Source organism: Providencia sp. PROV116, assembly GCF_028482485.1.
GTDB classification, from domain to species: Bacteria; Pseudomonadota; Gammaproteobacteria; order Enterobacterales; family Enterobacteriaceae; genus Providencia; species Providencia rettgeri.
In genome coordinates, this window is sequence record NZ_JAMPQO010000008.1 from 60795 (window position 1) to 85838 (window position 25044).

22 protein-coding genes are annotated in these 25044 nt (G+C 38.9%); 13 read left to right on the plus strand and 9 right to left on the minus strand.

The window, feature by feature from the left end; all coding sequences use genetic code 11:
- Positions 1–8 precede the first annotated feature (8 nt).
- From PSE72_RS06640 to PSE72_RS06655, 4 genes are all read right to left on the minus strand, one after another.
- Positions 9–911, minus strand: a complete 903-nt coding sequence (locus tag PSE72_RS06640; protein ID WP_272690931.1) for an EfeM/EfeO family lipoprotein — start codon at positions 909–911, stop codon at positions 9–11.
- Positions 904–1737: an FTR1 family iron permease gene (locus tag PSE72_RS06645; RefSeq protein ID WP_115166771.1), complete on the minus strand. Its 834-nt coding sequence runs from the start codon at positions 1735–1737 to the stop codon at positions 904–906. The genes PSE72_RS06640 and PSE72_RS06645 overlap by 8 nt, the downstream gene beginning before the upstream one ends.
- Positions 1738–1748: 11 nt before the next feature.
- Complete coding sequence (locus PSE72_RS06650) at positions 1749–2084, minus strand: cupredoxin domain-containing protein (protein WP_110732217.1); 336 nt, start codon at positions 2082–2084, stop codon at positions 1749–1751.
- A 95-nt stretch (positions 2085–2179) separates the two neighbouring features.
- On the minus strand, positions 2180–2737 hold the full coding sequence (locus tag PSE72_RS06655; RefSeq protein WP_115166772.1) for an iron transporter: 558 nt from the start codon (positions 2735–2737) through the stop codon (positions 2180–2182).
- 282 nt (positions 2738–3019) lie between these two features.
- Here PSE72_RS06655 and PSE72_RS06660 point away from each other — a divergent pair, with 282 nt between their 5' ends.
- From PSE72_RS06660 to PSE72_RS06670, 3 genes are all read left to right on the plus strand, one after another.
- On the plus strand, positions 3020–3949 hold the full coding sequence (locus PSE72_RS06660) for a DUF7916 family protein (RefSeq protein ID WP_109912089.1): 930 nt from the start codon (positions 3020–3022) through the stop codon (positions 3947–3949).
- 176 nt (positions 3950–4125) lie between these two features.
- Positions 4126–5460: a 30S ribosomal protein S12 methylthiotransferase RimO gene (rimO, locus tag PSE72_RS06665; protein ID WP_115166773.1), complete on the plus strand. Its 1335-nt coding sequence runs from the start codon at positions 4126–4128 to the stop codon at positions 5458–5460.
- Positions 5461–5674: 214 nt separating this feature from the next.
- Positions 5675–6316, plus strand: a complete 642-nt coding sequence (locus PSE72_RS06670; protein ID WP_115166774.1) for a helix-turn-helix domain-containing protein — start codon at positions 5675–5677, stop codon at positions 6314–6316.
- A 610-nt stretch (positions 6317–6926) separates the two neighbouring features.
- Here the strand turns inward: PSE72_RS06670 and PSE72_RS06675 are convergent.
- The gene (locus PSE72_RS06675; protein ID WP_115166775.1) at positions 6927–7556 is read right to left on the minus strand and encodes a response regulator transcription factor; all 630 of its coding nucleotides are present in this window, start codon (positions 7554–7556) and stop codon (positions 6927–6929) included.
- 472 nt (positions 7557–8028) lie between these two features.
- On the opposite strand from PSE72_RS06675, the gene PSE72_RS06680 reads away from it, so the two are divergent.
- Positions 8029–9024, plus strand: coding sequence for a LacI family DNA-binding transcriptional regulator (locus PSE72_RS06680; RefSeq protein ID WP_115166776.1), 996 nt, complete (start codon positions 8029–8031; stop codon positions 9022–9024).
- A gap of 30 nt (positions 9025–9054) precedes the next feature.
- Here PSE72_RS06680 and PSE72_RS06685 read toward each other — a convergent pair whose 3' ends face one another.
- Positions 9055–10509 (minus strand): glycoside hydrolase family 32 protein, encoded by a 1455-nt coding sequence (locus PSE72_RS06685; protein WP_272690932.1) that lies wholly within the window; start codon positions 10507–10509, stop codon positions 9055–9057.
- 203 nt (positions 10510–10712) lie between these two features.
- Between PSE72_RS06685 and PSE72_RS06690 the strand changes: the two genes are divergently transcribed.
- The 7 genes from PSE72_RS06690 to yjiA all read left to right on the plus strand — a co-directional run bounded on the left by PSE72_RS06690 (position 10713) and on the right by yjiA (position 18859).
- Complete coding sequence (locus tag PSE72_RS06690; protein WP_115166778.1) at positions 10713–11660, plus strand: aminoimidazole riboside kinase; 948 nt, start codon at positions 10713–10715, stop codon at positions 11658–11660.
- Positions 11661–11830: 170 nt separating this feature from the next.
- A complete protein-coding gene (gene rarD, locus PSE72_RS06695) occupies positions 11831–12757 on the plus strand; it encodes an EamA family transporter RarD (protein WP_115166779.1) in 927 nt (308 codons plus the stop codon).
- 124 nt (positions 12758–12881) lie between these two features.
- Complete coding sequence (gene purT, locus PSE72_RS06700) at positions 12882–14060, plus strand: formate-dependent phosphoribosylglycinamide formyltransferase (protein ID WP_115166780.1); 1179 nt, start codon at positions 12882–12884, stop codon at positions 14058–14060.
- A gap of 464 nt (positions 14061–14524) precedes the next feature.
- On the plus strand, positions 14525–14977 hold the full coding sequence (locus PSE72_RS06705; protein ID WP_115166781.1) for a WG repeat-containing protein: 453 nt from the start codon (positions 14525–14527) through the stop codon (positions 14975–14977).
- A gap of 432 nt (positions 14978–15409) precedes the next feature.
- The gene (locus PSE72_RS06710) at positions 15410–17563 is read left to right on the plus strand and encodes a carbon starvation CstA family protein (RefSeq protein WP_004913760.1); all 2154 of its coding nucleotides are present in this window, start codon (positions 15410–15412) and stop codon (positions 17561–17563) included.
- 101 nt (positions 17564–17664) lie between these two features.
- The gene (locus PSE72_RS06715) at positions 17665–17868 is read left to right on the plus strand and encodes a YbdD/YjiX family protein (RefSeq protein ID WP_004260586.1); all 204 of its coding nucleotides are present in this window, start codon (positions 17665–17667) and stop codon (positions 17866–17868) included.
- A 22-nt stretch (positions 17869–17890) separates the two neighbouring features.
- Complete coding sequence (gene yjiA / locus PSE72_RS06720; RefSeq protein WP_109912036.1) at positions 17891–18859, plus strand: GTPase; 969 nt, start codon at positions 17891–17893, stop codon at positions 18857–18859.
- Between the two features lie 270 nt (positions 18860–19129).
- On the opposite strand, the gene PSE72_RS06725 is transcribed toward yjiA, so the two are convergent.
- Positions 19130–20452, minus strand: coding sequence for an L-cysteine desulfidase family protein (locus tag PSE72_RS06725; protein WP_115166782.1), 1323 nt, complete (start codon positions 20450–20452; stop codon positions 19130–19132).
- A 208-nt stretch (positions 20453–20660) separates the two neighbouring features.
- Positions 20661–22007, minus strand: coding sequence for an MATE family efflux transporter (locus PSE72_RS06730; protein ID WP_004913749.1), 1347 nt, complete (start codon positions 22005–22007; stop codon positions 20661–20663).
- 339 nt (positions 22008–22346) lie between these two features.
- On the opposite strand from PSE72_RS06730, the gene PSE72_RS06735 reads away from it, so the two are divergent.
- Together PSE72_RS06735 and PSE72_RS06740 are read left to right on the plus strand one after the other, a co-directional pair.
- The gene (locus PSE72_RS06735) at positions 22347–23243 is read left to right on the plus strand and encodes a diaminopimelate dehydrogenase (protein WP_109912038.1); all 897 of its coding nucleotides are present in this window, start codon (positions 22347–22349) and stop codon (positions 23241–23243) included.
- 171 nt (positions 23244–23414) lie between these two features.
- Positions 23415–24137 (plus strand): hypothetical protein, encoded by a 723-nt coding sequence (locus PSE72_RS06740; protein ID WP_004913743.1) that lies wholly within the window; start codon positions 23415–23417, stop codon positions 24135–24137.
- Between the two features lie 73 nt (positions 24138–24210).
- On the opposite strand, the gene PSE72_RS06745 is transcribed toward PSE72_RS06740, so the two are convergent.
- The gene (locus tag PSE72_RS06745; RefSeq protein ID WP_004913739.1) at positions 24211–25038 is read right to left on the minus strand and encodes a phosphoenolpyruvate hydrolase family protein; all 828 of its coding nucleotides are present in this window, start codon (positions 25036–25038) and stop codon (positions 24211–24213) included.
- Positions 25039–25044: the final 6 nt, after the last annotated feature.

Sequence of the window (25044 nt, forward strand, 5' to 3'; positions counted from 1 at the left end):
TGTATGCCTTAATATTTATAGTAAACATCGACATCGAGCTCAGCACGTAATTTTGCTAAAGTTTCGGCTTGCTGAGTGAGTAATGAATAAAGCGCCATTTTGTCTTTGAGTTGTAATTGGCTATAAGGTTGATATGTCGTATTTGATAGTTGATATGACTGCATTATTTGGTTAATCAGTTGGTCATTTTTTTGTATTTTTTCAAGGGTCTCTGGCTTGATAAAAGGCTTAATAATTTCAATTATCTTTTGTGACCCTTTTAAATTAGCAGCAATATCAGTTAAATCAGACAAACTGTAGATATTTTCTTTACCGCCCAATTTTGTTTCTAAGATCATTTCAATAAAATCAGCTGAGGCTTGCACGAGCTTAGGAATTTCAATGATTTCAGTTGCTACCCGTTTATACAAATCACGCCCTTTAAGTAATAATTCTTGGTTTGCCGTTGAGGCAAGTTCAGTATTTTTTTGCATAAATAATTGGTATTCAACAAGATGAAACCCCGTAAAGCGGTAATCAGTTTCTTTATCAAGGAAGTAATCGGCTCTTGGATTAATTGTTCTATCCGTATTACCAAATAAAATAATAATCGGGCGTACTGTTTCATAATGTTGGTGAGCCTGAATATACGCGGCTTGGGCTTGTTCTAGCTTTCCTTGTTGTAAACTCTGTTGTAACAATTCCAATTGCGTCACCATTTCTGCCAATTCAGCAGTGGCAAAGGCTAAATAGGTTTGGATAGCATGTTGATATTTTTCAGGAGTAGGAATATCCCCTTTAGCGATAATGATGTTATCCCCTGTTTGTACAGGGGATCTCAGTGCTTTACCTTGAACCAAGTTAGGTAGTGCCATACTGAGTATTAAGCTAATCGAGACCCATTTGATGTTATGCCTCAGTGAGCTAGACATTTTTTTTGCTCCGAGTAAGCAATGGGATCACAATAGCCCAATAAAGGATAAAGGTAATGACACTGAGCCAAATAGGCTGTGAACGATAGGCAAAGAAAGATGAGATAAAATTACCAGCAATACCCGAATCGTCAAGAAATGCAGTTGTATCCCAAGCGGGATAAATTAAAAAATCAGGGATGGAAAAATCATATTCAATCAGTAAGTTAGCGCTTTCTTCTACCCCTTTAAGTAGGAGAGATAACGCGAGGAATAATAGAATAACGCCGGTAACCTTAAAGAAGATAGACCATGAAACTAAACGATTTGTTAATAAGAATGCATAGAGTGTAAGGCCTGCAATTGCAATTCCACCACCGACTTCAATAAAGAAAGCCGATGCATTAGACGCGGTTAACGACATAATAAAGCTAGATAAAAAGACGACGATTTCGCTTCCTTCACGGGCAATGGCAATGGCAATAATCAATGCGGCGCCCCACCAGTTATGGTGAGCCGCATTACGGCTTATTCCTGATTCAATTTCTGATTTCATTGAGCTGCCATGCTTGTTCATCCAATACACCATTTGGACAATCAGGATACAAGCGAGTAGCTCCATAAAAATCATAAACAGTGATTGCCCTGTATCATCAAGGACATTAAATACGCCATAGATGAGAAGTGCGAGTAAGATGGAGGTAATAACCCCAATAGCGACACCGGCCCAAAGGTATTTCATACCATTATGTGCGTCAGGGTGACGTTTAATCCATGCATAAATAATACCAATGACAAGCAACGCTTCAAAACTTTCACGCCACACAACAAACAGAACTTGTCCCATGCTAAATCCTTTTATTTCGCAATGATCTCGCCTTTGGGGTGAGAAAGGTGGAAGTCATCAAAAAAAGTATATGTGCCAGGTTTCAATGGTGCGATAACAACAACAGAGCTTGCTCCGGGGGCTAAAACTTTTTCTTTTCTTAATTGAATACTTTCAAATTCTGCGGGCTCAGTGCCTGTATTGGTAATTTTAATGCGGATAATTGTTTTTGCAGGGACTTCAAGAACTCGCGGGATAAGATCACCATTTTTCATTTCTAATTCGACAGTATATTTTTCTGCAGCAAATGAAGATAGGGGAATTATTGTACAAGTGATAACCAGTAAAAAGCTCAGTAATGTTTTCATTTTGGCTTGGTTTATCCTTTTATAACGACAAACAAAAAAGGGCTTACGCAAGAAAATTCCCTTGGTTAAGCCCTTAACTAATTTAGGTTAAAAAATTAGTAACTACCTTTACGGCCAACACCTGCGTAGTCAAAATCCCAAGAGACTTCGAAAGGTTGGAACCAAGGAGCCACACCCGTTTCTTTATCAATATGACGGCCAAAGGCAACATCTTTATTGTGTGATGGCGGATAGATTTTATAGGTGACACGGTATTTACCATTGCCATCTAATTTGATGTTTTCCCCATAATGAGGGCCATCACTTGCCACCATAGGCATAAATGTGCCTGTTTGAGTTTGTGGTTTATCACCAAGTTTAGTGACTGAATATTCAATGGTTAGGTAAGGGATCCAATCACCTTCTGCAAAGCCATTTGGGTTATCTTCAACAGCGTGGATATCTGCTTCTAAGTGGACATCTGCTTTATCTGCAGCTAAGTGAGACATTGCATGATGGCCTTCTTCGGTATCCATTGTAATTGGTTGTAGGTAAACACCTTGGATTTCCATTCCGTTTTTGATCACAGGGTGACCGAGAGGGTACTCTTGAGCTAATGCTGAGATTGAAAACAACGCGAGACCTGAAACAGCAGCTTTATAGACGAGTTTCATTATTTTCGTCCTTACCATAAGTGATATAGAGCTGTAATGATAATCATTACTATTACTAAAAAACAAGTGGTAATTTACGATAAGTAAATTACTCGTCGCTAAAAATGTTTGTTTTTATATAAAAATCTAAGTGTTAGAAAAAGTTATTATTCTTTGAAAAATAACTTGCTAATAGTGTGTTCTATTAGGCAGTTTATTATTGTCTACATGATATATTTTGAAGGTGTGAATTTTACTGCGAAAGAACACTTCATTCATTTTGTTGAAAATAAAGGTATAGCCATGCAACGACGTTATCTTGACTGCTCTGCTTCAGAAATTGTAAAACTCAATAAAAAGAATTTATTAGAATCAATTAAAGCAAGTGAAGGGCGAATTTTGGTTTCTGAAACCATAGGCACAATTCAACCCGTATTAATGACAGTGACGAATGCTGAATTAGCCGCAAGCCAAGGTGCAGACATTTTATTATTGAATGTTTTTGATGTTAATCAACCGATTATGCAAGGCCTACCCGAAGGGGTTGAACCTGAGGAAATCATTCGCACACTTAAGCATTTAACAGGACGAGCAATCGGTGTTAATTTAGAGCCTGTACCTGAGGGCTTTAATAATCCGACACAAGATGCGCAATGGAAAATGTCAGAAGGGCGATTAGCAACAGTAAAAAATGCTCTTAAATTAAAAGAAATGGGTGCGGATATTATTGTTCTAACGGGGAACCCTGGCAATGGAGTAACTAATCAGGAAATTAACCAGAGCCTTAAAGAGCTTAAAGCTGTTGTGGGTGAAGATATTGTGCTTATTACGGGAAAAATGCACGCTGCTGGTGTTTTAAATGCTTCCGCAGAGCAACTCATCACAGATGATGATATTCGTACCTTTATTAACAATGGTGCGGATATTATTTTGCTCCCAGCTCCGGGAACGGTACCTGGGATTTCATTAGAATTTGTGCAAAAAATGGTAGGTTATTGCCATTCCCAAGGCGTGATGACAATGACGGCGATTGGCACTTCTCAAGAAGGTGCAGATTTACAAACTATTCGGCAAATTGCATTAATGTGCAAAATGGCCGGGACAGATTTACACCATATTGGTGATTCGGGTTATAACGGAATCGCATTACCTGAGAATATTTTAAATTATAGTATTGTTATCCGTGGTGTTCGTCACACCTATTCACGTATTGCTCGTTCGGTTAATCGCTAGTTGACATTTTTAGGTGATTTTTACAAAAATGGTTTGTAGAAATCACCTATTTAACATAAGCTTTTTCTATTATCCTCGCGTTAATTACAGATTATTTTCGATAAAAATTTATACAATTCCCTCAATTCTTCAGGTAAAATTTCGCCCATTTTTTAAAACAATAAAAGAAGTGAGTTATGTCGCAAAATACTAATCCGGTGCCAAAAATTGGCTTCGTTTCACTCGGCTGCCCGAAAAACCTAGTTGATTCAGAACGCATTTTAACTGAGTTGCGCACTGATGGTTACCAAGTCGTTCCAAGCTATGATAATGCTGACTTAGTCATTGTGAATACGTGTGGGTTTATCGATAGCGCGGTGCAGGAATCACTAGAAGCGATTGGGGAAGCTCTGAATGAAAATGGCAAAGTGATTGTCACAGGATGCCTTGGCGCGAAAGAGAACCAAATTCGCGAAGTACATCCAAAAGTTTTAGAAATCACTGGTCCACATAGCTATGAGCAAGTACTTAACCACGTGCACCACTACGTTCCAAAACCTGAACATGACCCTTTCTTGAGTTTAGTTCCAGAACAAGGGGTAAAACTGACTCCAAAGCATTATGCCTATTTAAAAATTTCCGAAGGGTGCAATCATCGTTGTACTTTTTGCATTATTCCTTCTATGCGAGGGGATTTAGATAGCCGTCCAATTGGAGATGTGTTAAATGAAGCTAAGCGTTTAGTCGCTTCAGGGGTAAAAGAGTTACTGGTTATTTCACAAGATACCTCTGCGTATGGTGTTGATGTTAAAAATAAAACGGGTTTTTGGGATGGGCAGCCGGTAAAAACTAGCATGGTGGGGTTATGTGAACAACTTGCTTCACTGGGTGTATGGGTACGTTTACATTATGTGTATCCTTATCCACATGTTGATGATGTCATCCCTTTGATGGCAGAAGGTAAAGTTTTACCTTACCTAGATATTCCATTACAGCATGCAAGTCCCAAAATTTTAAAGTTAATGAAACGCCCTGGCGCTGTAGAAAGAACACTTGAGCGAATTAAGCGTTGGCGTGAAATTTGCCCTGAACTCACCTTACGTTCAACATTTATTGTGGGGTTTCCTGGTGAGACAGAAGACGATTTTCAAATGCTACTCGATTTCTTATCGGAAGCTAAGTTAGACCGAGTAGGCTGCTTTAAGTATAGCCCTGTCGAGGGAGCGAAAGCGAATGAGCTGGCGGATCAAGTCCCTGAGGAAATTAAAGAAGAACGTTATCATCGTTTTATGCAATTGCAACAACAAATTTCTACACAGCGCTTACAAGATAAAATTGGTAAGGAAATTTTAGTCATTATTGATGAAGTTGATGATGAAGGTGCTATTGGGCGTAGTATGGCAGACGCGCCAGAAATTGATGGTATGGTTTATCTTAATGGTGAATTTGGTGTTAACGCTGGGGATATAGTGAAAGTATTTGTTGAGCATGCAGATGAATATGACCTGTGGGGAAATATTGTCACTTCTTAATTTAATCGGAGCGCTCTAAAAGTGCAAATGGCTAACTTAGGTAAATTAAGTTAGCCATTTTGTTTTTACCTCATTGATTTACTGCTTTTAATTGTGGGAAATTGATATATATCAAGTGATTTAAATCTATCAATTAATAACTTGATCTAGAATATAATAATTAAATGCAAAATTGACATAATCAGATAACTCTTATCGAAGAATAAGGAAAACTATGTCGATTCATTTAATATTTCCAACTACAACACCTGTAAAAGAAAGTATTTATAATTCAGATGATTATAAATATATTGTAGAGCTTGCTTATACAACTATTGAAGGCGGATTAGCCTCACTACATGATAATAATATTCGAAGTTCTTTAATTAGCCCTGATGGAAAAACACTTTGGCTTAGTCATGAGTTTGGTGGCAATTTTGAGATAGCAACTTTATTATCTGATAATTTAACTTATGGAGCACAGGCTAAGTTGTATGCTGCGCCAATCGAATTACATGGGATTTTTTATTATCTCGCTCCAGTGTATTCACATGCTGGAGAGCCAGTTCTAGTTGTCGCTTTATCTTCAACTCAGAATAGCTGCAATATTTTGTTTGCACTCACGCAGGCTTTAGCAAGGGAAGCGAGTGGGAAATTGAAATTTCACTATTATGAACAAGAAATTTTTAAGGAAAATAAGGTAGAGCAACGATTCGCTAGCTTGGATATTCATTCAGTTGAGAAAGCTTTGATTATTGAAGTGGCTCAGGCTTGTAAAGGTAAAATTCAAAAAATGCATAAAGTCCTTGATATGGGACGGACAACATTATGGCGCAAACTAAAGCAGTATGAAATTAACATTAAAGATTACAAATAGCTTCTCACATATGCTTGCTTTGGAGCGTAAAAAAAGCGCTTTCGCATGTTTTTGTGGACAACAACAACACATAAAAACAGCGAAGCGCGAAAAATTTACCAACATTTTGAACGACAGTCGATAGATAAATAAAGCGTAATCTATCTGCTTGTGTCGTTACTTGATGCATCGAGAAAAGAAAATGAAAACGGTGCTTATTATGCTTGAGTTAGGTAAGTCTGTATGTCGTTTACAGCCCTATTTTTTTAGATTTGTGATGGATAAATATCGATGAGAAAGCGCATTGTCTTACTAAAAAATGGTGTGATAGGTGCACTATTATTTTAAATGATATTTCAGTAACACAAAAAAGTATTATTTTACAAGTATTAGTAGTTATTATTACGAGTGGAATTATCAATTCACTTAGGTTTCTTTAATCTGTGATAGAGTAGAACTATTGTTTATCACTTATAAAAACAAGTTATTATTTTAAAATTGACAGGATTTTTATCTATATTTATCTAAATTATAGTGCCCTCGGCATTTTTTAGGTAATTAGTTTTTGATGGCTTAGAGTCAAACCACCAGAAACTAATTACGCTATAACAAGATGAACATATCATATAAATTAAATATATTTAGGGTAGGTATTAATGTATTCGTATTCTTGAATAAGTTGTGGCAGTGATTTAATACCTAGTTTCGTATAAATGTTAGAGCGATGAACTTCTACAGTTCTTGGTGATAGTGACAGTTTTTCAGCGGTTTCTTTACTGGTATTACCTTCTAATATCATATCCATGATTTCTCGTTCTCTAACCGAAAGACGGTTAAATTTATCAGAGAGGTAGGTATATTTCTTATACTTTTTATACATATTTAAAAATAATTCTGTTGCGTTACTAATGGAGTTTAAAATTTCAATGTCCTTGAAAGGAAAAGTGAAAAAATCAAAAGCTCCGGCTTTAAAACTCTCACGGCACAAACTGATAGAAGGTTCTTCAGCAAGCACAATGAATGGAACAATACCAAATGAATTATTTATATTGTTTAATCGACTAATACGACTTTCATCATTGTTTAAGAATAATAAAATACATTCTTTTACATTATCCTCATCAGGGTAAGTATAACTACTCATAAACACTTCTTCGTTATTATAGAATCTAAAGATAAAACCAAAAGATTCCATCATTAGTTTCAGTTTATTCTTAAAGACATTATCACTTTCTACGATTACGTGAATGGTGTTATTCATCACCATACTCCTGTTGAACTGATTTGATATTCATACCAATCTGATTAAATACGTAGATAAATAAAGTGAAATTAAAATTTCACAATAATATTTTCTACTGTTCGTTGTTCTTTTTATTAGTGTATTACTGACCTTAATTTATATTAAAAACATCATCTAGTTAAATTTAATATAAAAATAGAAACAATAGTTAAAGTTTGTGTCATTGGGTAATATTCGATTAATGACGTGTAACATGTTAGGTGAACTTACTTATTAAATGTGTTTTTTAACATAAATTAATAGATAGAAATATTGTTAAAGCTAATCAATAATATCTTAAATCATTAGTCATAAAAAGTCTTAGATGTACACTTTATGCTGTTTTCTTAGGTGATAGTACTTAACTTGTGAATTGACGAAGATTAAGTGCTTTTTATATCTAACATGTTAAAATTTACTCTAACCTAGTTTCGATGAGTGAATATACTTAATGGCTTCTTTAAAGGACGTAGCTCGACTTGCAAATGTTTCATTGATGACAGTATCACGGGCAATTAATAGTCCTGAATTACTCAAGCCTGAAACCTTGAAACAGGTCCAACAAGCTATTGAGTCACTCAATTATGTTCCTGATTTTTCTGCTCGTAAGATTAGGGGAAAAAGTTCTAGGGTTTCCACAGTTGGCGTTTTGGCCCTTGATACAGCAACAACTCCGTTTTCTGTGGAAATCATTCTTTCAATAGAGCAAACCGCGAGGCAATTCGGCTGGAGTAGCTTTGTTGTTAATATTACCTCCAGTGAAGATAGTGAAAGAGCTGTCCGACAATTATTATCCCAGCGGCCAGATGGTATTATTTATACTACGATGGGCCTTCGAGAAGTGACTATTCCTGAAGGATTACATAATAATCGTTTGGTTCTTGCCAATTGTATAGATAAAAAAGGACAGTTTCCAGCCTATGTACCAGATGATTTTAATGGTCAATTGAATGCAGTTAATCGCTTAATAGAGAAAGGGTATCGGAATCCTCTTTGTCTTTATATCCCGCAAGAAACACTTGCTGGAAAAACGCGCCGTGAAGCGGTGGAATCTGCGTGGGCAACGGCTAATTTACCGCTAGAATCGCTTCAGCAATACCATTTAGAGTTAGGTGATGAACACTATTTAGATGTTATAGCTTTAATTAATAGTCACTTTAAGAATAAAAAGCCGGATTTTGATGTCATTATTTGTGGAAATGACCGTATTGCATTTTTAGCTTACCAAGTACTACTTAGCCGTGGTTTACGTATCCCACAAGATATCGCAGTACTTGGCTACGATAATATGATAGGTGTTGGAGAACTATTTTATCCACCATTAAGTACGGTTGTGTTACCGCACTATCAGTTAGGTCAACAAGCCGCTTTGCACATCATCGAAGAACGGCAGCAAAATAGTGTTGAATATGTTGCTTGCGACTTGTTAGAACGTAATTCTTTTTAGTTTCGCCGAGAAGGCAAATCGAATAGACAGTTATTCAATCGCTTTCTTGAGTTCCCAATAAATCGCTTTTTCTAGCTTAGCCTGGTGATTTATTGCAAATAATCTTAAATCTCGTTCACTTTGGTGTGGGTAGATACGGCAACTAAAATTGAGTTCACCATCATTAATAAATACTTCCAAGCTAGAGTGGTCGATAAAAGCATTTATTTTAAGTTGATGACCTTGCGGTATTGGGGCACAGCGATTATCACTAATGGTATATTCAGGGTAATGACGCATTAAGGTTAATTGCTGACTTTGGTTATCAACATAGAACTGCACGCCGTATCCTATCCAAAAGCCAAATTTTTCAGCTGGGCTTTGCTGTAAATCCCAAATAAGTTCTATTTCACAACTTGTCGCATTTTCATTCAACACCATGGTGCTGTTTTTGGCTAACATTGTTGCGGAAAAATGACTTGCAGACTGGCGTAATGATTTCAATTCCTCTATAGGTTTAGAGATAATTTTACCTTGCTCATTCAGTGTTAGCTCTCTAGGTAAAGTAAAACACCCTGACCACCCATGTTTTTGCGTGGGCATATGACTTTCCCACATATCCATCCAAGCGATAGCAATACGACGGCCATCTTTAGCTAAAAAGGTTTGAGGTGCGTAAAAGTCTTGGCCAAAATCAAGCTCAGTAAATGAATGTGAAATTTGATAAGGTAAATTAGGTGACCAATTACCAACCAAATAGCCATTTTGAAATAAATTTCGATATTGATAATTTTTTGCTTTTTTTCCTTGAGGAGAAAAAAGGGCAATAACTTTTTCGCCTAATGGAAAGAAATCAGGACACTCCCACATATAAACATTATTGTCGTCAGTTTTTGCTAGGATTTGATAGTTTTGATCCCAATTTAATAAGTCAGTAGAGTTAAATAAGAGGATTTGCCCTTGATCTTGAGAGTCTCTTGCACCAACCACCATCCACCATTTACCATCTTGTTGCCAAACTTTAGGATCTCTAAAGTGCATATAGCCATCAGGGGAAGGGAGTACAACACCTTTCTTTTCGAAATGAATACCATCTTCACTGATTGCAACACACTGTGATTGGATGATTTGGCTGTCATCACCTGGATTTGCTAACCAGATATGGCCTGTGTAAAACAAATACAATTTGTTATCGTAACTAATTGCGGAGCCTGAGAAACAACCATCTCGGTCATAATCTTCACTTGGTGCTAACGCAATGGGTTGGTGTTGCCAATGGACCATATCAGTGCTTGTTGCATGGCCCCAATGCATGGGACCCCAAATCGCACTAAATGGATGATGTTGATAAAAAGCGTGGTATTGTCCTTGGTGATAGATCAAACCATTAGGGTCATTCATCCAGCCTACATAAGGGGCAAGGTGGTATTGTGGGTAGAACTGCAAGTTTATGTTTTTTCTTGCTGTTTTGATGGTTTCGTTGGCTAATTCAAGTTGTTTTTTCATTATGGCTTCCTGAACATTTTTCGATCGCGATAACAAAATGGGCACATGAAATTCAATAATAGGTGCGTTTATTTGCTGGCTTCTTTATACTTAATGTTAACGTTAACAGTTTGCGTTTACTAGTTTTATTTTCATGAGTTGGTAATGTGTTATTTATGAATAAGAATAAAGGTTAAAAATATAAAACTCGCAAAGGAGATATAATGAAAGTTTGGGCATTAGGGGATGCAGTTATTGATTTAATTCCTCTTCAAAACATGCAATATGAAGCTTGTGCTGGTGGTGCGCCTGTAAATGTCGCCGCTGGGGTTGCACGCTTAGGGCAAAATAGTGGTTTTATTGGACGAGTCGGTGAAGAAGCTTTCGGGCATTTCATGCAAAAAACCTTATTTGATATAGGGGTTGATACTAGTGCGATGGAGTTTGATGAAAAGTACAAAACAAGTACTGTTCTCGTCTCACTGCATGAAAACGGAGAACGTGAATTTTCTTTTTTAGTTTCTCCTTCGGCTGACCAATTTTTAACGACAAATAACTTACCGCAATTTGGTCATGATATTTTGCATTTTTGCTCATTAGCTCTAGTGCATCACCAATGTAGAGCGTCTCTATCAACAGCTATCGAACAACTAAAACTCGCTGGTGGGTTACTGAGTTTTGATATTAATATTCGTCCACAAATGTGGTCTGATCCCGATGAAATGCACCAAGTTGTTGATAATTTTGCAAAACGAGCGGATATTTTAAAACTTTCTGATGATGAGCTGCTGTGGTTAACGCAAGAAAGTCGTTTTGAAAATGCAATCGCCAAATTGCAAAGCTATCCTGCCCAATTAAAAATTGTTACTCAAGGGGCTAAAGGTTGTCAGGTGTTCACTTCTTCGATTCAAATGGCCGTAAGTGCTTATTTAGTGGAAAGTATTGATACCACAGGGGCTGGCGATGCATTTATGGCGGGGTTATTGGCGGCCATTTCACAATATGGTCTAGTCAACGAAAAAGAGGGGCTGATGAAGGTCATTTCGCAAGCTACTGCTTGTGGTGCATTGGCGACAACCAAAAAAGGTGCTATTGCCGCAGCGCCGACACAAGAGGAATTATGTGCATTTATGCAGCAGCAACCACCATTACATCAGCGTGATGTTTTTTGATGAAGATATATGCAGCGAGTAAATAAAAGGTAGCGATATAGTTACCTTTTATTTTAAGAATACTTGATATAATTCAACCTATATTATGATGTTGATAAGTTTTATTTTTTGCATTTTGGCGTATGATAAGTAGCTAATATTATTTAATCAGATTTTATTGTGGATAAATTATGTTGCTTCGCTCGGGAGTAGCTCTTGCTATTTTTTCCTATATCTTATGGGGAATCACACCATTATTTTATCGTTTACTTCCCGGAGCGGAACCTTTAGAGCTACTTGCAGAACGTCTTATTTGGTCTGTGCCTATACTTTTTTTTGTTCGCTTAATTATTAAAAATAAATCTTTATGGCTCGAGGTATGGTCTGATAAACGGTCGATAATTTTGTGTTTATTTAGTTCGTCTGTTATGGCGATATCTTGGACAACATTTACCTACGCATTAACTCATGGACAGGTGTTAGCCGCGAGTCTTGGGTATTTTATTAACCCATTATTCTCTATTCTACTTGGTGTTTTGTTCCTTCGCGAACGGCTTGTTTTTGCAGAAAAAATGGCTGTTATTTTTATTTGTGCGGGGGTTGGTTACCAAATTTGGCAGTATGGTGAATTACCTATTTTAGCGTTAGTTATGGGGAGTGCTTTTGCGGTATATGGATTAATCCGTAAATTTATTCGATTTGATGTGATTACGTCTTTATTTCTAGAAGCGCTTTGGTTGCTGCCCATTGCAATAGCGATCTCTTGGTGGTTAGCTTCTAATGGTTTAAGCGCTGTGGCGCAAGGGGATTGGCAAATTAAAATTCTTTATATGTTAGCGGCTCCAGTCACGATCATTCCTTTGCTCTTTTTTACTGCGGCAATTAAACGAACGTCATTAACGGTGATAGGTTTAGCACAATATATAGAACCAACAATTCAATTCTTATTAGCCGTATTTTTATTTAATGAGCTATTTGATTGGGTCAAAGGAATTAGTTTTTCACTTATTTGGATTGGTTTAATATTTTGTGTGTTAGCTATCATACGCAAACAGTATATTAAATTTTCTCATAAAGAACCCTTTATTACAGGGCGTGACAAAACACCATTAGATTAAAATAATTAATCATATTATCAACAGATTATAAATTTTTTGTCTTATGGTTTTTTTCCTTGATAGTAAAAGCAAACGGTTGCGTATATAATTGGCAGTAACTTTTTTGTCGGTAAGGTTATCAATCATGAATCAATTAGGTACTGCGCTGTGTAAATCTGCAACAAAAGTCATGTTGTTAGGTGCTGGGGAGCTAGGCAAAGAAGTTGCGATTGAGTGTCAGCGGTTGGGTATCGAAGTTATTGCGGTTGATCGCTATGATAATGCGCCAGCGATGCATATTGCACACCGTAGCTATACAATAAACATGCTTGATGGCGAAGCGCTGAAGCAAATAGTTTCAATTGAAAAACCCGATATTATTGTGCCTGAAATTGAAGCGATTGCGACACAGGTATTAATGGAACTGGAACAACAAGGACAAAAAGTGGTTCCGTCTGCGAAAGCAATTGTTCTTACTATGGATAGAGAAGGGATCCGCCGTTTAGCCGCAGAAGAGTTGAAATTGCCAACATCAGAGTATCAATTTGTAGACAGTAAACTCGATTTTATCGCAGCAGCAGAAAAAATCGGCTTTCCTTGTATTGTTAAGCCAGTGATGAGTTCGTCAGGGAAGGGGCAAAGTGTGATCCGCTTTCGAGACGAATTAAATCAAGCTTGGGATTACTCACAGGAAGGTGGTCGAGCAGGTCAAGGCCGTGTAATTGTTGAAAAAATGGTTAATTTTGATTTTGAAATTACATTATTAACGGTCAGTGCAGTGGATGGGATTCACTTTTGTGCGCCAGTAGGGCATCGACAAGAAAAAGGGGATTATCGTGAGTCTTGGCAGCCACAGTACATGAGTGAGGTGGCGTTGAAAAAAGCGCAGGATGTTGCTGAGAAAATTGTTACCTCTCTGGGGGGCTACGGAATATTTGGTGTTGAATTATTTGTGTGCGGTGACGATATTATTTTTAATGAAGTTTCGCCTCGTCCCCATGATACAGGCATGGTGACGCTGATTTCACAAAATTTATCTGAGTTTGCTTTACATGTTCGTGCATTTCTTGGCTTCCCAATCGGTGTGATCCGCCAATATGGACCAAGTGCGTCCGCGGTTATTTTACCTAGTTTACAAAGCCAAAATGTGATTTTTTCAAATATTGGTGCAGCATTGGGATCGGATACTCAATTACGGTTATTTGGTAAACCTGAAATTGCAGGAACTCGCCGGTTAGGTGTTGCTTTGGCAATTGCAGATTCGATTGAAAGTGCATTAGAGCTGGCGCAAAAAACCGCTAATACAGTGTGTGTTTCTGGTTGATTTTAATGAAGTTAGTGCTGAACATTTTTGTTTCGCTACTGCTTTTTATATTATCCCAAATAATTGAGGTTACATCTGGTTTGGCTAATGGGGTTTGATTGGCACTAATAACGGGGGTTCCACCTAATAATTGAATGCCAATAGCCCCGTTAGAGTGCTCGTCATTAAAGAAATTATTATTAATCGCTAATCCAGCCAGATTGATAGAGTAAGGTAGCTTATTGACTAACTTAACCCCATTAGCATTTTGAGTTACGTAAATATTTTTAAATGCATCTTCTTGGGGCTGAATTCTTACTAATTTGAATCTTAAGGTTATTCTTGTACAAGATTTTATTTACCCTTATTCCTAGTTTCATTGAAAGAGATATCCGCTATCTTTAATAAGCGAGTATTTATTGGAGTAAGATTGGTGCGCTCCACTTCTTACTATAATCCGGCGTAAAAGTAGAATAAGGAAAGTGATGATGATTCGTTATGTCGCTGGCTTAATGTCATTAGGATTAATGTCTTTTTTATCAACAGCACAAAATCTTGAACAGCAATTTAGCTTATGGGTGGAAAATAAAAAAGATAAAATCGAGTGTTTTGAACCGCAATCATCATTTAAGTATTGCTTAGGTGAACGACCAAATAGCGGTTTGGCTGTTTTTGACCAGAAAGGGCAAGAAGTTTACCAGCTTTATTATTTTGACAACTGGCCAGATGAAGCACAGGACGGGGTATATCGAATTCGTAAAGAAAATAAAATTGGTTTTGCAGATGCGATATCAGGGGAAGTCGTGATTGATGCAATTTATGATTGCGCATATCCCTTTGAAGCAGGGAAAGCGAAAGTCGGTATCGGATGTGAAACACAAACTGATGGTGAGCACAGTTGGTGGGTTGGTGGTAATTGGACTACGATTACACGATAAACGTATATAGATATCATAAGGTTTCAGGTAACTCAGCTTTAGGTTTTTACGTTATTAGTGAAATTTACTCACAATAAACGTCATTTTAACCATGCATACTTCATTTTTTAACTTATTGAAAACAAATTGAAATTGTAATGCAGATCACGTTTTTAAGCTCATTTGACCTCCCTAAAAACCATTCAAAGTAAAAAACAAACCGCTTAATTCCATATGGCACCACTTAGCATAACTTTAGTCATTTGCTGAGTGTAATTTCATACCATATAGACCATGGCAGAGCTCAATTTTTTGATTCAATACAGTTCAACCACTGCCAATTAAAAACCCATCAACGATAAATGATAAGCAATGAAAACACAGCGATATCGTTTTTTATGATGGCTAATACAAAATCAATGGCATGTTCGTTTTACCTCAGAAGGGTGTTCTATGAACAAAAATGGTATTTTAAAGCACATTCCGTGGATGATCCTTGGGATAATCGGTGCGGTCTGTCTGGGGGTAGTTGCACTCAGGCGTGGTGAGCACATCAGTGCTCTTTGGATTGTCGTCGCTTCTGTGGCGGTGTATCTCATAGCATATCGTTATTACAGCTTATATATCGCTAAAAAAGTGATGAAGCTGGACGAAACACGTGCGACTCCAGCCGTCATTAATAATGACGGGTTAAACTATGTTCCGACAAATAAAAACGTTCTATTTGGTCACCACTTTGCCGCGATTGCAGGGGCGGGGCCATTAGTCGGACCTGTTCTTGCTGCTCAAGTCGGCTATTTACCCGGCACCTTATGGTTACTTGCAGGGGTTGTGTTAGCCGGTGCAGTGCAAGATTTCATGGTGTTATTTATTTCATCACGTCGTAATGGTGCATCATTAGGGGAAATCGTTAAAGAAGAGCTAGGCCCAATTCCGGGAACGCTGGCACTCTTTGGGTGCTTCCTAATCATGATCATTATCCTTGCTGTATTAGCATTGATTGTGGTGAAAGCCTTGGCAGAAAGCCCATGGGGTGTCTTTACTGTTGTGTCAACGGTACCAATCGCCTTATTTATGGGGATATATATGCGATATATCCGACCAGGGCGTGTTGGTGAGGTTTCTGTCATTGGTATCGTCTTGTTAGTTGCCTCTATCTGGTTTGGTGGTGTGATTGCTCACGACCCATACTGGGGCCCAGCACTGACATTCAAAGACACGACGATTACTTACGCGTTAGTAGGTTATGCGTTTGTCTCTGCATTATTACCTGTATGGCTAATTTTAGCGCCTCGTGACTATTTAGCGACATTCTTGAAAATTGGGGTTATCGTTGGTTTAGCGATTGGTATCGTTATTCTAAACCCTGAATTAAAAATGCCAGCAGTGACGCAATTTGTTGATGGTTCAGGTCCTGTTTGGAAAGGTACTCTATTCCCATTCTTGTTTATTACCATCGCTTGTGGTGCGGTATCCGGTTTCCATGCGCTCATTTCTTCAGGGACAACTCCGAAGTTATTAGCAAATGAAAAAGATGCGCGTTACATCGGTTATGGTGCGATGTTAATGGAGTCATTTGTTGCGATTATGGCTTTGGTCGCGGCTTCTATTATCGAACCTGGCCTGTATTTTGCAATGAATACGCCGCCAGCCGCATTAGGTATTACCATGCCTAACTTGCATGAGCTGGGGGGGCCAGATGGCGCGGCTATCATGGCTCAACTGAAAGATGTATCTGTTCATGCAGCAGCTACAGTGAGTTCATGGGGCTTTGTGATTTCACCTGAACAAATCATGCAAACTGCGAAAGATATTGGTGAGCCGTCGGTATTAAACCGAGCAGGTGGTGCGCCAACATTAGCGGTGGGTATTGCGTTTGTTTTCCACGAAATCATGCCTGCGGCAAATATGGGCTTCTGGTATCACTTTGGTATTCTGTTTGAAGCTCTGTTTATCTTAACCGCATTGGATGCAGGGACTCGTTCAGGCCGCTTTATGCTGCAAGATTTATTGGGTAACTTTGTTCCATTCTTGAAGAAAACAGATTCACTGGTTGCTGGTATCATAGGTACAGCTGGTTGTGTTGGGCTGTGGGGTTACTTATTGTACCAAGGTGTTGTTGACCCACTGGGCGGTGTTAAGAGCTTATGGCCTCTGTTTGGTATCTCGAACCAAATGTTAGCAGCGGTTGCTTTAGTCTTAAGTACAGTAGTGCTGATTAAGATGAAACGCAGTAAATACATTATGGTGACTGTATTACCTGCAGTATGGCTATTAATCTGTACAACTTGGGCATTGGGACTGAAATTATTCAGTGATAACCCACAACTGGAAGGATTCCTATACTTAGCGAAATCTTATAAAGATAAGATTGCGGCAGGTGGTGCAGAGTTAACTGCACAAGAAATTACTAATATGAATCATATTATTATTAATAACTACACCAACGCAGGGCTGAGTATTCTATTCTTGGTGGTTGTCTACGGTATCATTTTCTATGGTATTCGCGTTGGGATGAAAGCGCACAAAAACCCAGAGCGTACAGACAAAGAAACACCTTATGTTCCTGTACCTAAAGAGGGCGTGAAAGTTTCATCTTCACATTAAGTCACCCTTCAACGAAATTGAACATCGGAAGATGTTCGGTAAATGAAAGGTCGCCCTACATTGTGTGTTCATGATGTAGGGCATTTGTATTGGAGAGGCTGATGTTTGGAAATCTCGGCAAAACAGGAAAATACCTCGGGCAAGCAGCACGCATGCTAATTGGTATTCCTGATTATGATACCTATGTGCAGCATATGAGTGATAATCACCCAGATAAACCTGTGATGACCTACAAAGAATTTTTTCGCGAAAGACAAGATGCACGGTATGGTGGTAGCGGTAAAGGCGGATTTCGCTGCTGTTAATCAATGAAGTGTGAGGGCAATAATGAAACCTATTAGCGTAACAATTTTAACCGGTTTTCTCGGGGCTGGTAAGACGACTCTCCTTAGCCATATTCTTCATGCTGAGCACGGTCATAAAATTGCAGTGATTGAAAATGAGTTTGGTGAAGTCCCCATTGATAACGCAATAATTGGTGATCGTGCGACACAAATTACCACATTAAGTAATGGCTGTATTTGTTGTAGTCGTTCGAATGAATTAGAAAATGCCTTATTAGACCTATTAGATGGCCTTGATAATGGAAAATTAGACTTTGAGCGTCTCGTCATTGAGTGCACTGGAATGGCAGACCCAGGCCCGATCACTCAAACTTTTTTTTCCCATGAAGTCCTATGCGAACGTTATGTGTTAGATGGCATTATTACACTAGTGGATGCTGTTCACGCTGATAAACAATTGAATGATTTTGCCATTGCTCAAGCGCAAATTGGCTATGCAGATCGCATTTTATTGACCAAAACAGATATTGAGCCGAATAACGAAGCTTTAATTGAACGTTTACAACGTATTAATGCGAGAGCACCGATTTACCCAGTTATTCAAGGTGATATCGACCTGAGTTTATTATTGGATATCGAAGGGTTTTTATTGGATTCACAGTTGAATGTCAAACAACCGACATTCCGTTTCGCGCCTAAACAACAAAATGAAGTCGGCTCGATTGTCCTTGAATTTAATTATCCTGTTGAACTGATGGCCGTTTCTCAAGTAATGGAAGACCTATTACTCGGTTTTGCAGATAACTTACTGCGTTATAAAGGAATTCTTTCCATTATGGGTGAACCAAAACGCTTATTATTCCAAGGTGTTCAACGCCTCTATAGTGCGGATTGGGATAGAGACTGGGAAGTTGATGAACAACGCCGCAGTGTATTAGTGTTTATTGGTATTGACCTACCAGAAGATATAATTCGTGAAAAATTCGCAGCCCTAGAAGTTAATTCAAAATAGAACAATTCAAAAAAATAATTTCAAAAAAGAAATTCAAAACGAAATTCAAAACGAAATTCAAAGTCATTAGCGGCGTAGCAAGGCGGCAAAAGAGCCAATCCCTAGGAGCATACACAAGTATGTGACTAGGGTTGGCGAATGTAGCCAACAATGCTACGGCGTTAAGGGCGAAGAATTAGCGACGTAGCAAGACGGCAAAAGAAATAATCCCTAGGAGCATACACAAGTATGTGACTAGGGTTGGCGAATGTAGCCAACAACGCGACGGCGTTAAGGGCGTGCTTTAGCGGCCATAATTTCAATAATCTGCACGTCAGTATGTTTCATTGAACCCGCGGCTAAAGAACATAAATTGGCAATAGATTGGTCGACATCATCAGACACAATACCATCCGACCCTCTAACACAGCTATTATCTAATGCCATTAGCACGGCTTTATAAGCGGCACTCGCACTGGTTGACACCTTCATTGCACAACTGTTTGATGCGCCATCACAAATCATACCACTAACATCACCAATCATACTGGAAATTGCCATTGCAACGACTTCATAGCGGGATTCTAGTAACCAAGCAATGCCCGCGGCAGCTCCCATCGCCGCTGTTGTCGCAGCGCACAATGCCGATAATGCAGGAAGCTGGTTATGAATGTAGATTGCCATCAGATGGGAGAGCATCAATGCACGAGCCAGTTGTTCTTCTGAAGATTGTAGGTAATCAGCAGTCACAACAACAGGCATGGTGGCTGCAATACCTTGGTTGCCTGAGCCGGAGTTGCTCATTGCGGGTAATACGGCACCGCCCATGCGCGCATCTGAGGCGGCAGAGGTGCGGATCATAATTTCTGACATTAAGTCTTTTGAAAGCAGGCCACGGTCTCGCTGGGTTTGTAATGTTTTACCGATATGTAAGCCATAAACGTTGCGTAAGCCTTCTTGAGATAAAGCTTCGTTTAAATGTGCGGCTTCAAGAATAAAACGAATATCCTCTAAAGGTGCTTCGGTAGCAAATTGATAAACAGACTTAGCGGTGACGGGGGGCAGAGGGACATCAGCCGCACAGTCAACGGGCGATTCATGGTGAGGTTGAGCTGTTGTGGCATCAAATACGGTATGATTGTTATGAACGATTTTAACAATATTGGTATGCGACCCTGCAATGATGACGGTTGCGGATTCAGTTTGTGTGTATGCCGTGGCTTCAGAGTAGATAACATCATCACAAGGGTGTTTGATATCTACAGTAATAGCTCCTTGCGCTAACATGGTTTTACTCAAAGCAATGGCATCCGCGGACGCTGATTTTAAAACTTCTAAACCTGCATCGGCATCGCCCCCAACAGCACCAAGCGCAGCTGCGATAGGTAGACCTACCATACCTGTCCCGGGGACGGTTACACCCATGCCATTTTTCATGAGGTTAGGAGAGACAAAAGCACAGACACGGATCACTTGCCCATCAAGAAATGAAGCAGCTTTAGCAGCAGCATATGCCAATGAAATTGGCTCAGTACAACCTAAGGCAGGTTTTACTTCTTGTTTTACTGCTTTGATAAAATATTGCCAAAGTAGTGGTTGTGATTGAGCATGCATGGCAAGTCCCCTTAATAAAATCTTTTTCGATTTTATTATTTTAAACAACAGTCTGGAGAAAAACTTCACTAAGTTAGGGGATTTAAAGAGAGTGAAGAGAAATATTATCTCTAATTTGAATTATAAAAATGAAAAAATTCTAATTTTGAGCCTGGTCACAAAAGTCCTGCCTATAAAATTCGGCAGGACTGAGTGATAACGGAACAGATTAGCTTTCTACATCAAGACGTTTACTTTGCCACTTACGTGAACGCCAGCGCCATGCATTCGTTAAGCCGCGTAACCATTCATCAGCAAAGAAACCTAGCCAAATACCTAAGAGACCCATCTCCATTTTTATGCCTAAGAAGTAGCCTAATGGGATAGCGACGCCCCACATAAAAATAATGGCGGTACACAGAGGAAAGCGGGCATCACCTGAGGCACGTAAGGCATTCACCATCACGATATTAATTGTTCTGCCGGGTTCTAAGAACACCGAAAGTAAGAACAATGGCAGCAATAATTCAATAATACCGTGGTCGTCCGTAATATTATTTAGGATAGGATCACGGAATAACCAAAAGGCAATAACGACACCAATTGTTACGTAAAAACCCATTTTGAGGCTTTTTACTCCGCGCCTAAAGGCATCTTCAAAGCGTTTTGCTCCAACAAGATGGCCAACCATAATTTCATTACCAATACTGATAGAGATACCGAACAGCATGATAAATAATGACAATTGGAAATAGAGTGTTTGTGCTGCAAGAGATGTTTCTCCCATGAGACCGATAAACGCAGATGCGGTCATAAAATGGAGGATCCAAACGAGGTTTTCACCGGCGGAGGGTAAGCCAATATGTAAAATTTTACCCAACATTTTTCGCGACCAGTGTATTAGCATCATTGGGACAAATTTAATCCTCAACCCATAAAACAGTAGGCAGAAGAGTAAAATAACGGCAACAATACGCCCAACGACAGTTGACCAAGCAACGCCCTCAAGGCCATATTGTGGTAACCCAAAGAAACCATAAAGAACAATGATGTTACCAAACACGGTAATCACATTAGCGATTAATGTGACCCACATTGCAGGCTGTGCTTTACCATAAACTCGCAAGCATGCGGCTAAAATAATTGAAATCGCTTCAGGAATTAAACATATCCCTAAAATACGTAAATAAGTATAACCATCAGCCATTAAATGTGATGGCATATTCATGATAGTTAGAATGCTATAGCCAAAAAATAATGCGACTAGCGCGCTAGAAAAACCAAGAATAAAGTTAAACGCGATTGAAATATGAATTGCTTGGCTGGCTTTTTCTCTGCGGCCTGCTCCTAAGTATTGGGCAATAACAACGCTACACCCCACACTTATAAAGTTAAAAATAGTAATAAATAGGTCAAACACTTGGTTTCCCACCCCCATAGCAGCAAGGTAGGCAGTAGAAACGTGGCTAACCATATAGGTATTAATTAATAATGTGGCCAAATGAAGAAAAATATCGATAAAAATTGGCCAGCTGAGCGAAAAGAGTGACCGCTCAGTCACATCAGATTGATGCATTGAGAACCTTTATATATTCATGAATGTTAGGGAAAGCTTGTTGAGTGGCTAATTCTACATGGATTTCAACAATGAAAATAGGGTTAAAATGCATCTGATTTAATTAGGCTAATGTTTTGTTTACTTTTAATTATTCTGTTAAATTTAATTTCGCTATATACCCTAAATAATTCGAGTTGCAGGTAGGCGACAAGGGAAGATAGGTGGGGAACATAGATAAACTATGTGACTCGGCGAGCTGAGCGTAGTCACTTATACCTCAACGAAAAGCGCTGCAACTTGAAGGATTACGGGTATAAATAATTTAATAAGCAACATCAGCACGGTATAGGAGTAAAAATGACAAAAATTAAAGCAGCAATAGTGGGCTACGGTAATATTGGCCGCTATGCACTAGAAGCTGTTCTGGCCGCTGAAGATTTTGAGTTAGTCGGGGTAGTTCGTCGCAATACACAAGATATTCCCGCTGAACTTTCAGCCTACAAAGTGGTTGATGATATTGAAAAACTAGGAGAAGTTGATGTTGCGCTACTCTGTTCACCTACGCGTGCAATCGGTCCATTAGCAGCAAAAATTTTAAGTTTGGGAATTAATACGGTTGATAGCTTTGACGTTCATTCAGATATTGTCGCTTTAAAACACAGCTTAGATGATATTGCGAAGCAACATAATAGCGTGGCAGTTGTTTCTGCTGGATGGGATCCTGGTTCGGATTCGATTATGCGAACTCTAATGTTAGCGATGGCACCAAAAGGGGTAACTTTTACTAATTTTGGACCAGGGATGAGTATGGGGCACAGTGTGGCTGCCAAAGCAATTGATGGCGTCAAAGATGCACTTTCTGTCACAATCCCATTAGGGACTGGGGTTCATCGCCGTATGGTTTATGTTGAATTAGAAAGTGGCGTGAATTTTGATGCAGTGACTCAAGCAATTAAAGCAGATAGCTATTTTTCTTCTGATGAAACACATATTCGTCAAGTCGATAGCATTGATGCATTAAAAGATGTTGGGCATGGTGTGCACATGACCCATAAAGGGGTTTCAGGGGCAACACATAACCAGTTATTCGAATATTCAATGCGTATTAATAATCCCGCACTCACTTCTCAGTTTATGGTTTCTGCCGCACGTGCGACCATGAAACAAGCTGCAGGTGCATATACCGTGATTGAAATTCCACCCGTGAATTTCTTACAAGGTGATTTAGATACGCTGATCGCCAAATTGGTTTAATTTCAATTTAATCTATCTGTGGCATGGCGAGTGTACGTTCATGCCATCTTGTCGATATTCCTTACACTTTATCTTATCCTGAATCCGCCATTCGGACTTTAGCCACTGTTTATTTTTTGTGTTATCAAGTAGCTTATTAGTAAAGTGATATTGATGACATGGAGTGAGGTAATGGTAAAGCCACCAAGGAATGGGAAAGATAACAACCAAGGTTTTTTCCCAAAACAATCTTCAGTAAAAAGTGTGAAGGAAACTCCGCATTCTTTCAGCATTATTCGTGCTTTTTCTAAAATAATAAATTATGGCTTTTCATTATTTTATGTCGGTTTTATTTTATCGGTATGGTTTTTTCCTGAATACTATACAGTAGAAATTATTTATAACCTGACACTGATCCTGATTTTTGAATTTATTTTAGTTCACTCAGGCGTCTTTATGGCGGTATTTCGTGATTGGCGAATATTAACGTTATTTGCCCTTTTCTATGGCCTTTTTGCTCTGGCTATTAATATGTCAGTCTTAGGGGATTCCCCATTAATTTTATATTTGTATAGTGCCACTGTCGCAAATCGAATGCTTTTTGGTTTAACCAGTCGAACAGAGCAAGAACGCTCTGAAAATATGGGCTATTCAGCGTTAATGGCACTCAATTTTATGTTCTGTATTTTCTCGGTGTTAATTTTATCTTTTCTCGTACCTTATGGCGGATTAACGCCTGAATATTTAAGGTCGATTGACTATTATTCGAGTATTTCTACGGGGGGCGAGTTTCCAGATAAACCCCATGTGGCTTTTGCCTTTGGCGTGCTCTATTTTGGTATGCCTATATTTATGGCTTGCCTAACACATTTTTTATGCAAAGGGCATTCTATTTACCAGGAAAAAGGGAAATAACTTTGTGGCTAGAAAGATAAAAAAACGCCTACCAAAGTAGGCGCCTGGTGTTGGCAAAATATAAAGTAAAAAACTAACGTGTAATTGATTTAAATTTTTGTGTGGTGGCGGTTAATGCCACTTCTGTTGGCAAACGTTCCATTGAGCTGGCACCATAGAAGCCATGGCAATCAGGGCAGTTGGCTAAAATGTATTCAGCATCTTCTGGGGTAGCTATTGGGCCACCGTGGCACAGAACAATCACATCTTCGCGTACTGCTTTTGCCGCTTTTGCCCATTCATTGATTAATGGCACACAATCTTTGAGCGTCAGTGCCGTTTCTGCGCCAATATTCCCGCCAGTCGTTAGCCCCATGTGTGGTACAATAATGTCAGCACCAGCTTGAGTCATCGCAATGGCATCTTCAGCACTAAAAACGTAAGGCGTTGTAAGTAAATCTTTTTCGTGGGCTAGGCGGATCATCTCAACTTCTAACCCATAACCCATACCTGTTTCTTCTAAGTTGGCGCGAAAATTACCATCAATTAGACCGACAGTAGGGAAATTTTGCACCCCTGCAAAACCTGTTGCTTTGATATCATCAAGGAACTTATCGAATTGGCAGAATGGATCTGTTCCATTCACACCCGCAAGAACTGGCGTCTGTTTTACTACAGGTAAAACTTCTTTTGCCATATCCATAACGATTTCATTCGCATTGCCATAAGCTAATAAACCAGCAAGGGAGCCTCTACCCGCCATGCGGTAACGGCCTGAGTTATAGATAACGATTAAATCAATACCGCCCGCTTCTTCGCATTTCGCCGATAGTCCTGTTCCTGCGCCACCACCGATGATTGGTTCTCCCCGAGCAATCATGTCTCTAAATTTTTTTAATAAATCTGTGCGGTTATGTTTCATAATTAA

Excerpts from the sequence above, each read along its gene's own strand:
- PSE72_RS06685 (WP_272690932.1), bottom strand. The coding sequence starts at position 10,509 with ATGAAAAAACAACTTGAATTAGCCAACGAAACCATCAAAACAGCAAGA.
- PSE72_RS06650 (WP_110732217.1), bottom strand. The coding sequence starts at position 2,084 with ATGAAAACATTACTGAGCTTTTTACTGGTTATCACTTGTACAATAATT.
- rarD (WP_115166779.1), top strand. The coding sequence starts at position 11,831 with ATGTTGCTTCGCTCGGGAGTAGCTCTTGCTATTTTTTCCTATATCTTA.
- PSE72_RS06675 (WP_115166775.1), bottom strand. The coding sequence starts at position 7,556 with ATGAATAACACCATTCACGTAATCGTAGAAAGTGATAATGTCTTTAAG.
- PSE72_RS06705 (WP_115166781.1), top strand. The coding sequence starts at position 14,525 with ATGATGATTCGTTATGTCGCTGGCTTAATGTCATTAGGATTAATGTCT.
- PSE72_RS06735 (WP_109912038.1), top strand. The coding sequence starts at position 22,347 with ATGACAAAAATTAAAGCAGCAATAGTGGGCTACGGTAATATTGGCCGC.
- PSE72_RS06730 (WP_004913749.1), bottom strand. The coding sequence starts at position 22,007 with ATGCATCAATCTGATGTGACTGAGCGGTCACTCTTTTCGCTCAGCTGG.
- PSE72_RS06725 (WP_115166782.1), bottom strand. The coding sequence starts at position 20,452 with ATGCATGCTCAATCACAACCACTACTTTGGCAATATTTTATCAAAGCA.
- PSE72_RS06740 (WP_004913743.1), top strand. The coding sequence starts at position 23,415 with ATGGTAAAGCCACCAAGGAATGGGAAAGATAACAACCAAGGTTTTTTC.
- PSE72_RS06660 (WP_109912089.1), top strand. The coding sequence starts at position 3,020 with ATGCAACGACGTTATCTTGACTGCTCTGCTTCAGAAATTGTAAAACTC.
- PSE72_RS06690 (WP_115166778.1), top strand. The coding sequence starts at position 10,713 with ATGAAAGTTTGGGCATTAGGGGATGCAGTTATTGATTTAATTCCTCTT.
- PSE72_RS06640 (WP_272690931.1), bottom strand. The coding sequence starts at position 911 with ATGTCTAGCTCACTGAGGCATAACATCAAATGGGTCTCGATTAGCTTA.
- rimO (WP_115166773.1), top strand. The coding sequence starts at position 4,126 with ATGTCGCAAAATACTAATCCGGTGCCAAAAATTGGCTTCGTTTCACTC.
- PSE72_RS06715 (WP_004260586.1), top strand. The coding sequence starts at position 17,665 with ATGTTTGGAAATCTCGGCAAAACAGGAAAATACCTCGGGCAAGCAGCA.
- yjiA (WP_109912036.1), top strand. The coding sequence starts at position 17,891 with ATGAAACCTATTAGCGTAACAATTTTAACCGGTTTTCTCGGGGCTGGT.
- PSE72_RS06655 (WP_115166772.1), bottom strand. The coding sequence starts at position 2,737 with ATGAAACTCGTCTATAAAGCTGCTGTTTCAGGTCTCGCGTTGTTTTCA.
- PSE72_RS06680 (WP_115166776.1), top strand. The coding sequence starts at position 8,029 with ATGGCTTCTTTAAAGGACGTAGCTCGACTTGCAAATGTTTCATTGATG.
- PSE72_RS06670 (WP_115166774.1), top strand. The coding sequence starts at position 5,675 with ATGTCGATTCATTTAATATTTCCAACTACAACACCTGTAAAAGAAAGT.
- PSE72_RS06645 (WP_115166771.1), bottom strand. The coding sequence starts at position 1,737 with ATGGGACAAGTTCTGTTTGTTGTGTGGCGTGAAAGTTTTGAAGCGTTG.
- purT (WP_115166780.1), top strand. The coding sequence starts at position 12,882 with ATGAATCAATTAGGTACTGCGCTGTGTAAATCTGCAACAAAAGTCATG.
- PSE72_RS06745 (WP_004913739.1), bottom strand. The coding sequence starts at position 25,038 with ATGAAACATAACCGCACAGATTTATTAAAAAAATTTAGAGACATGATT.
- PSE72_RS06710 (WP_004913760.1), top strand. The coding sequence starts at position 15,410 with ATGAACAAAAATGGTATTTTAAAGCACATTCCGTGGATGATCCTTGGG.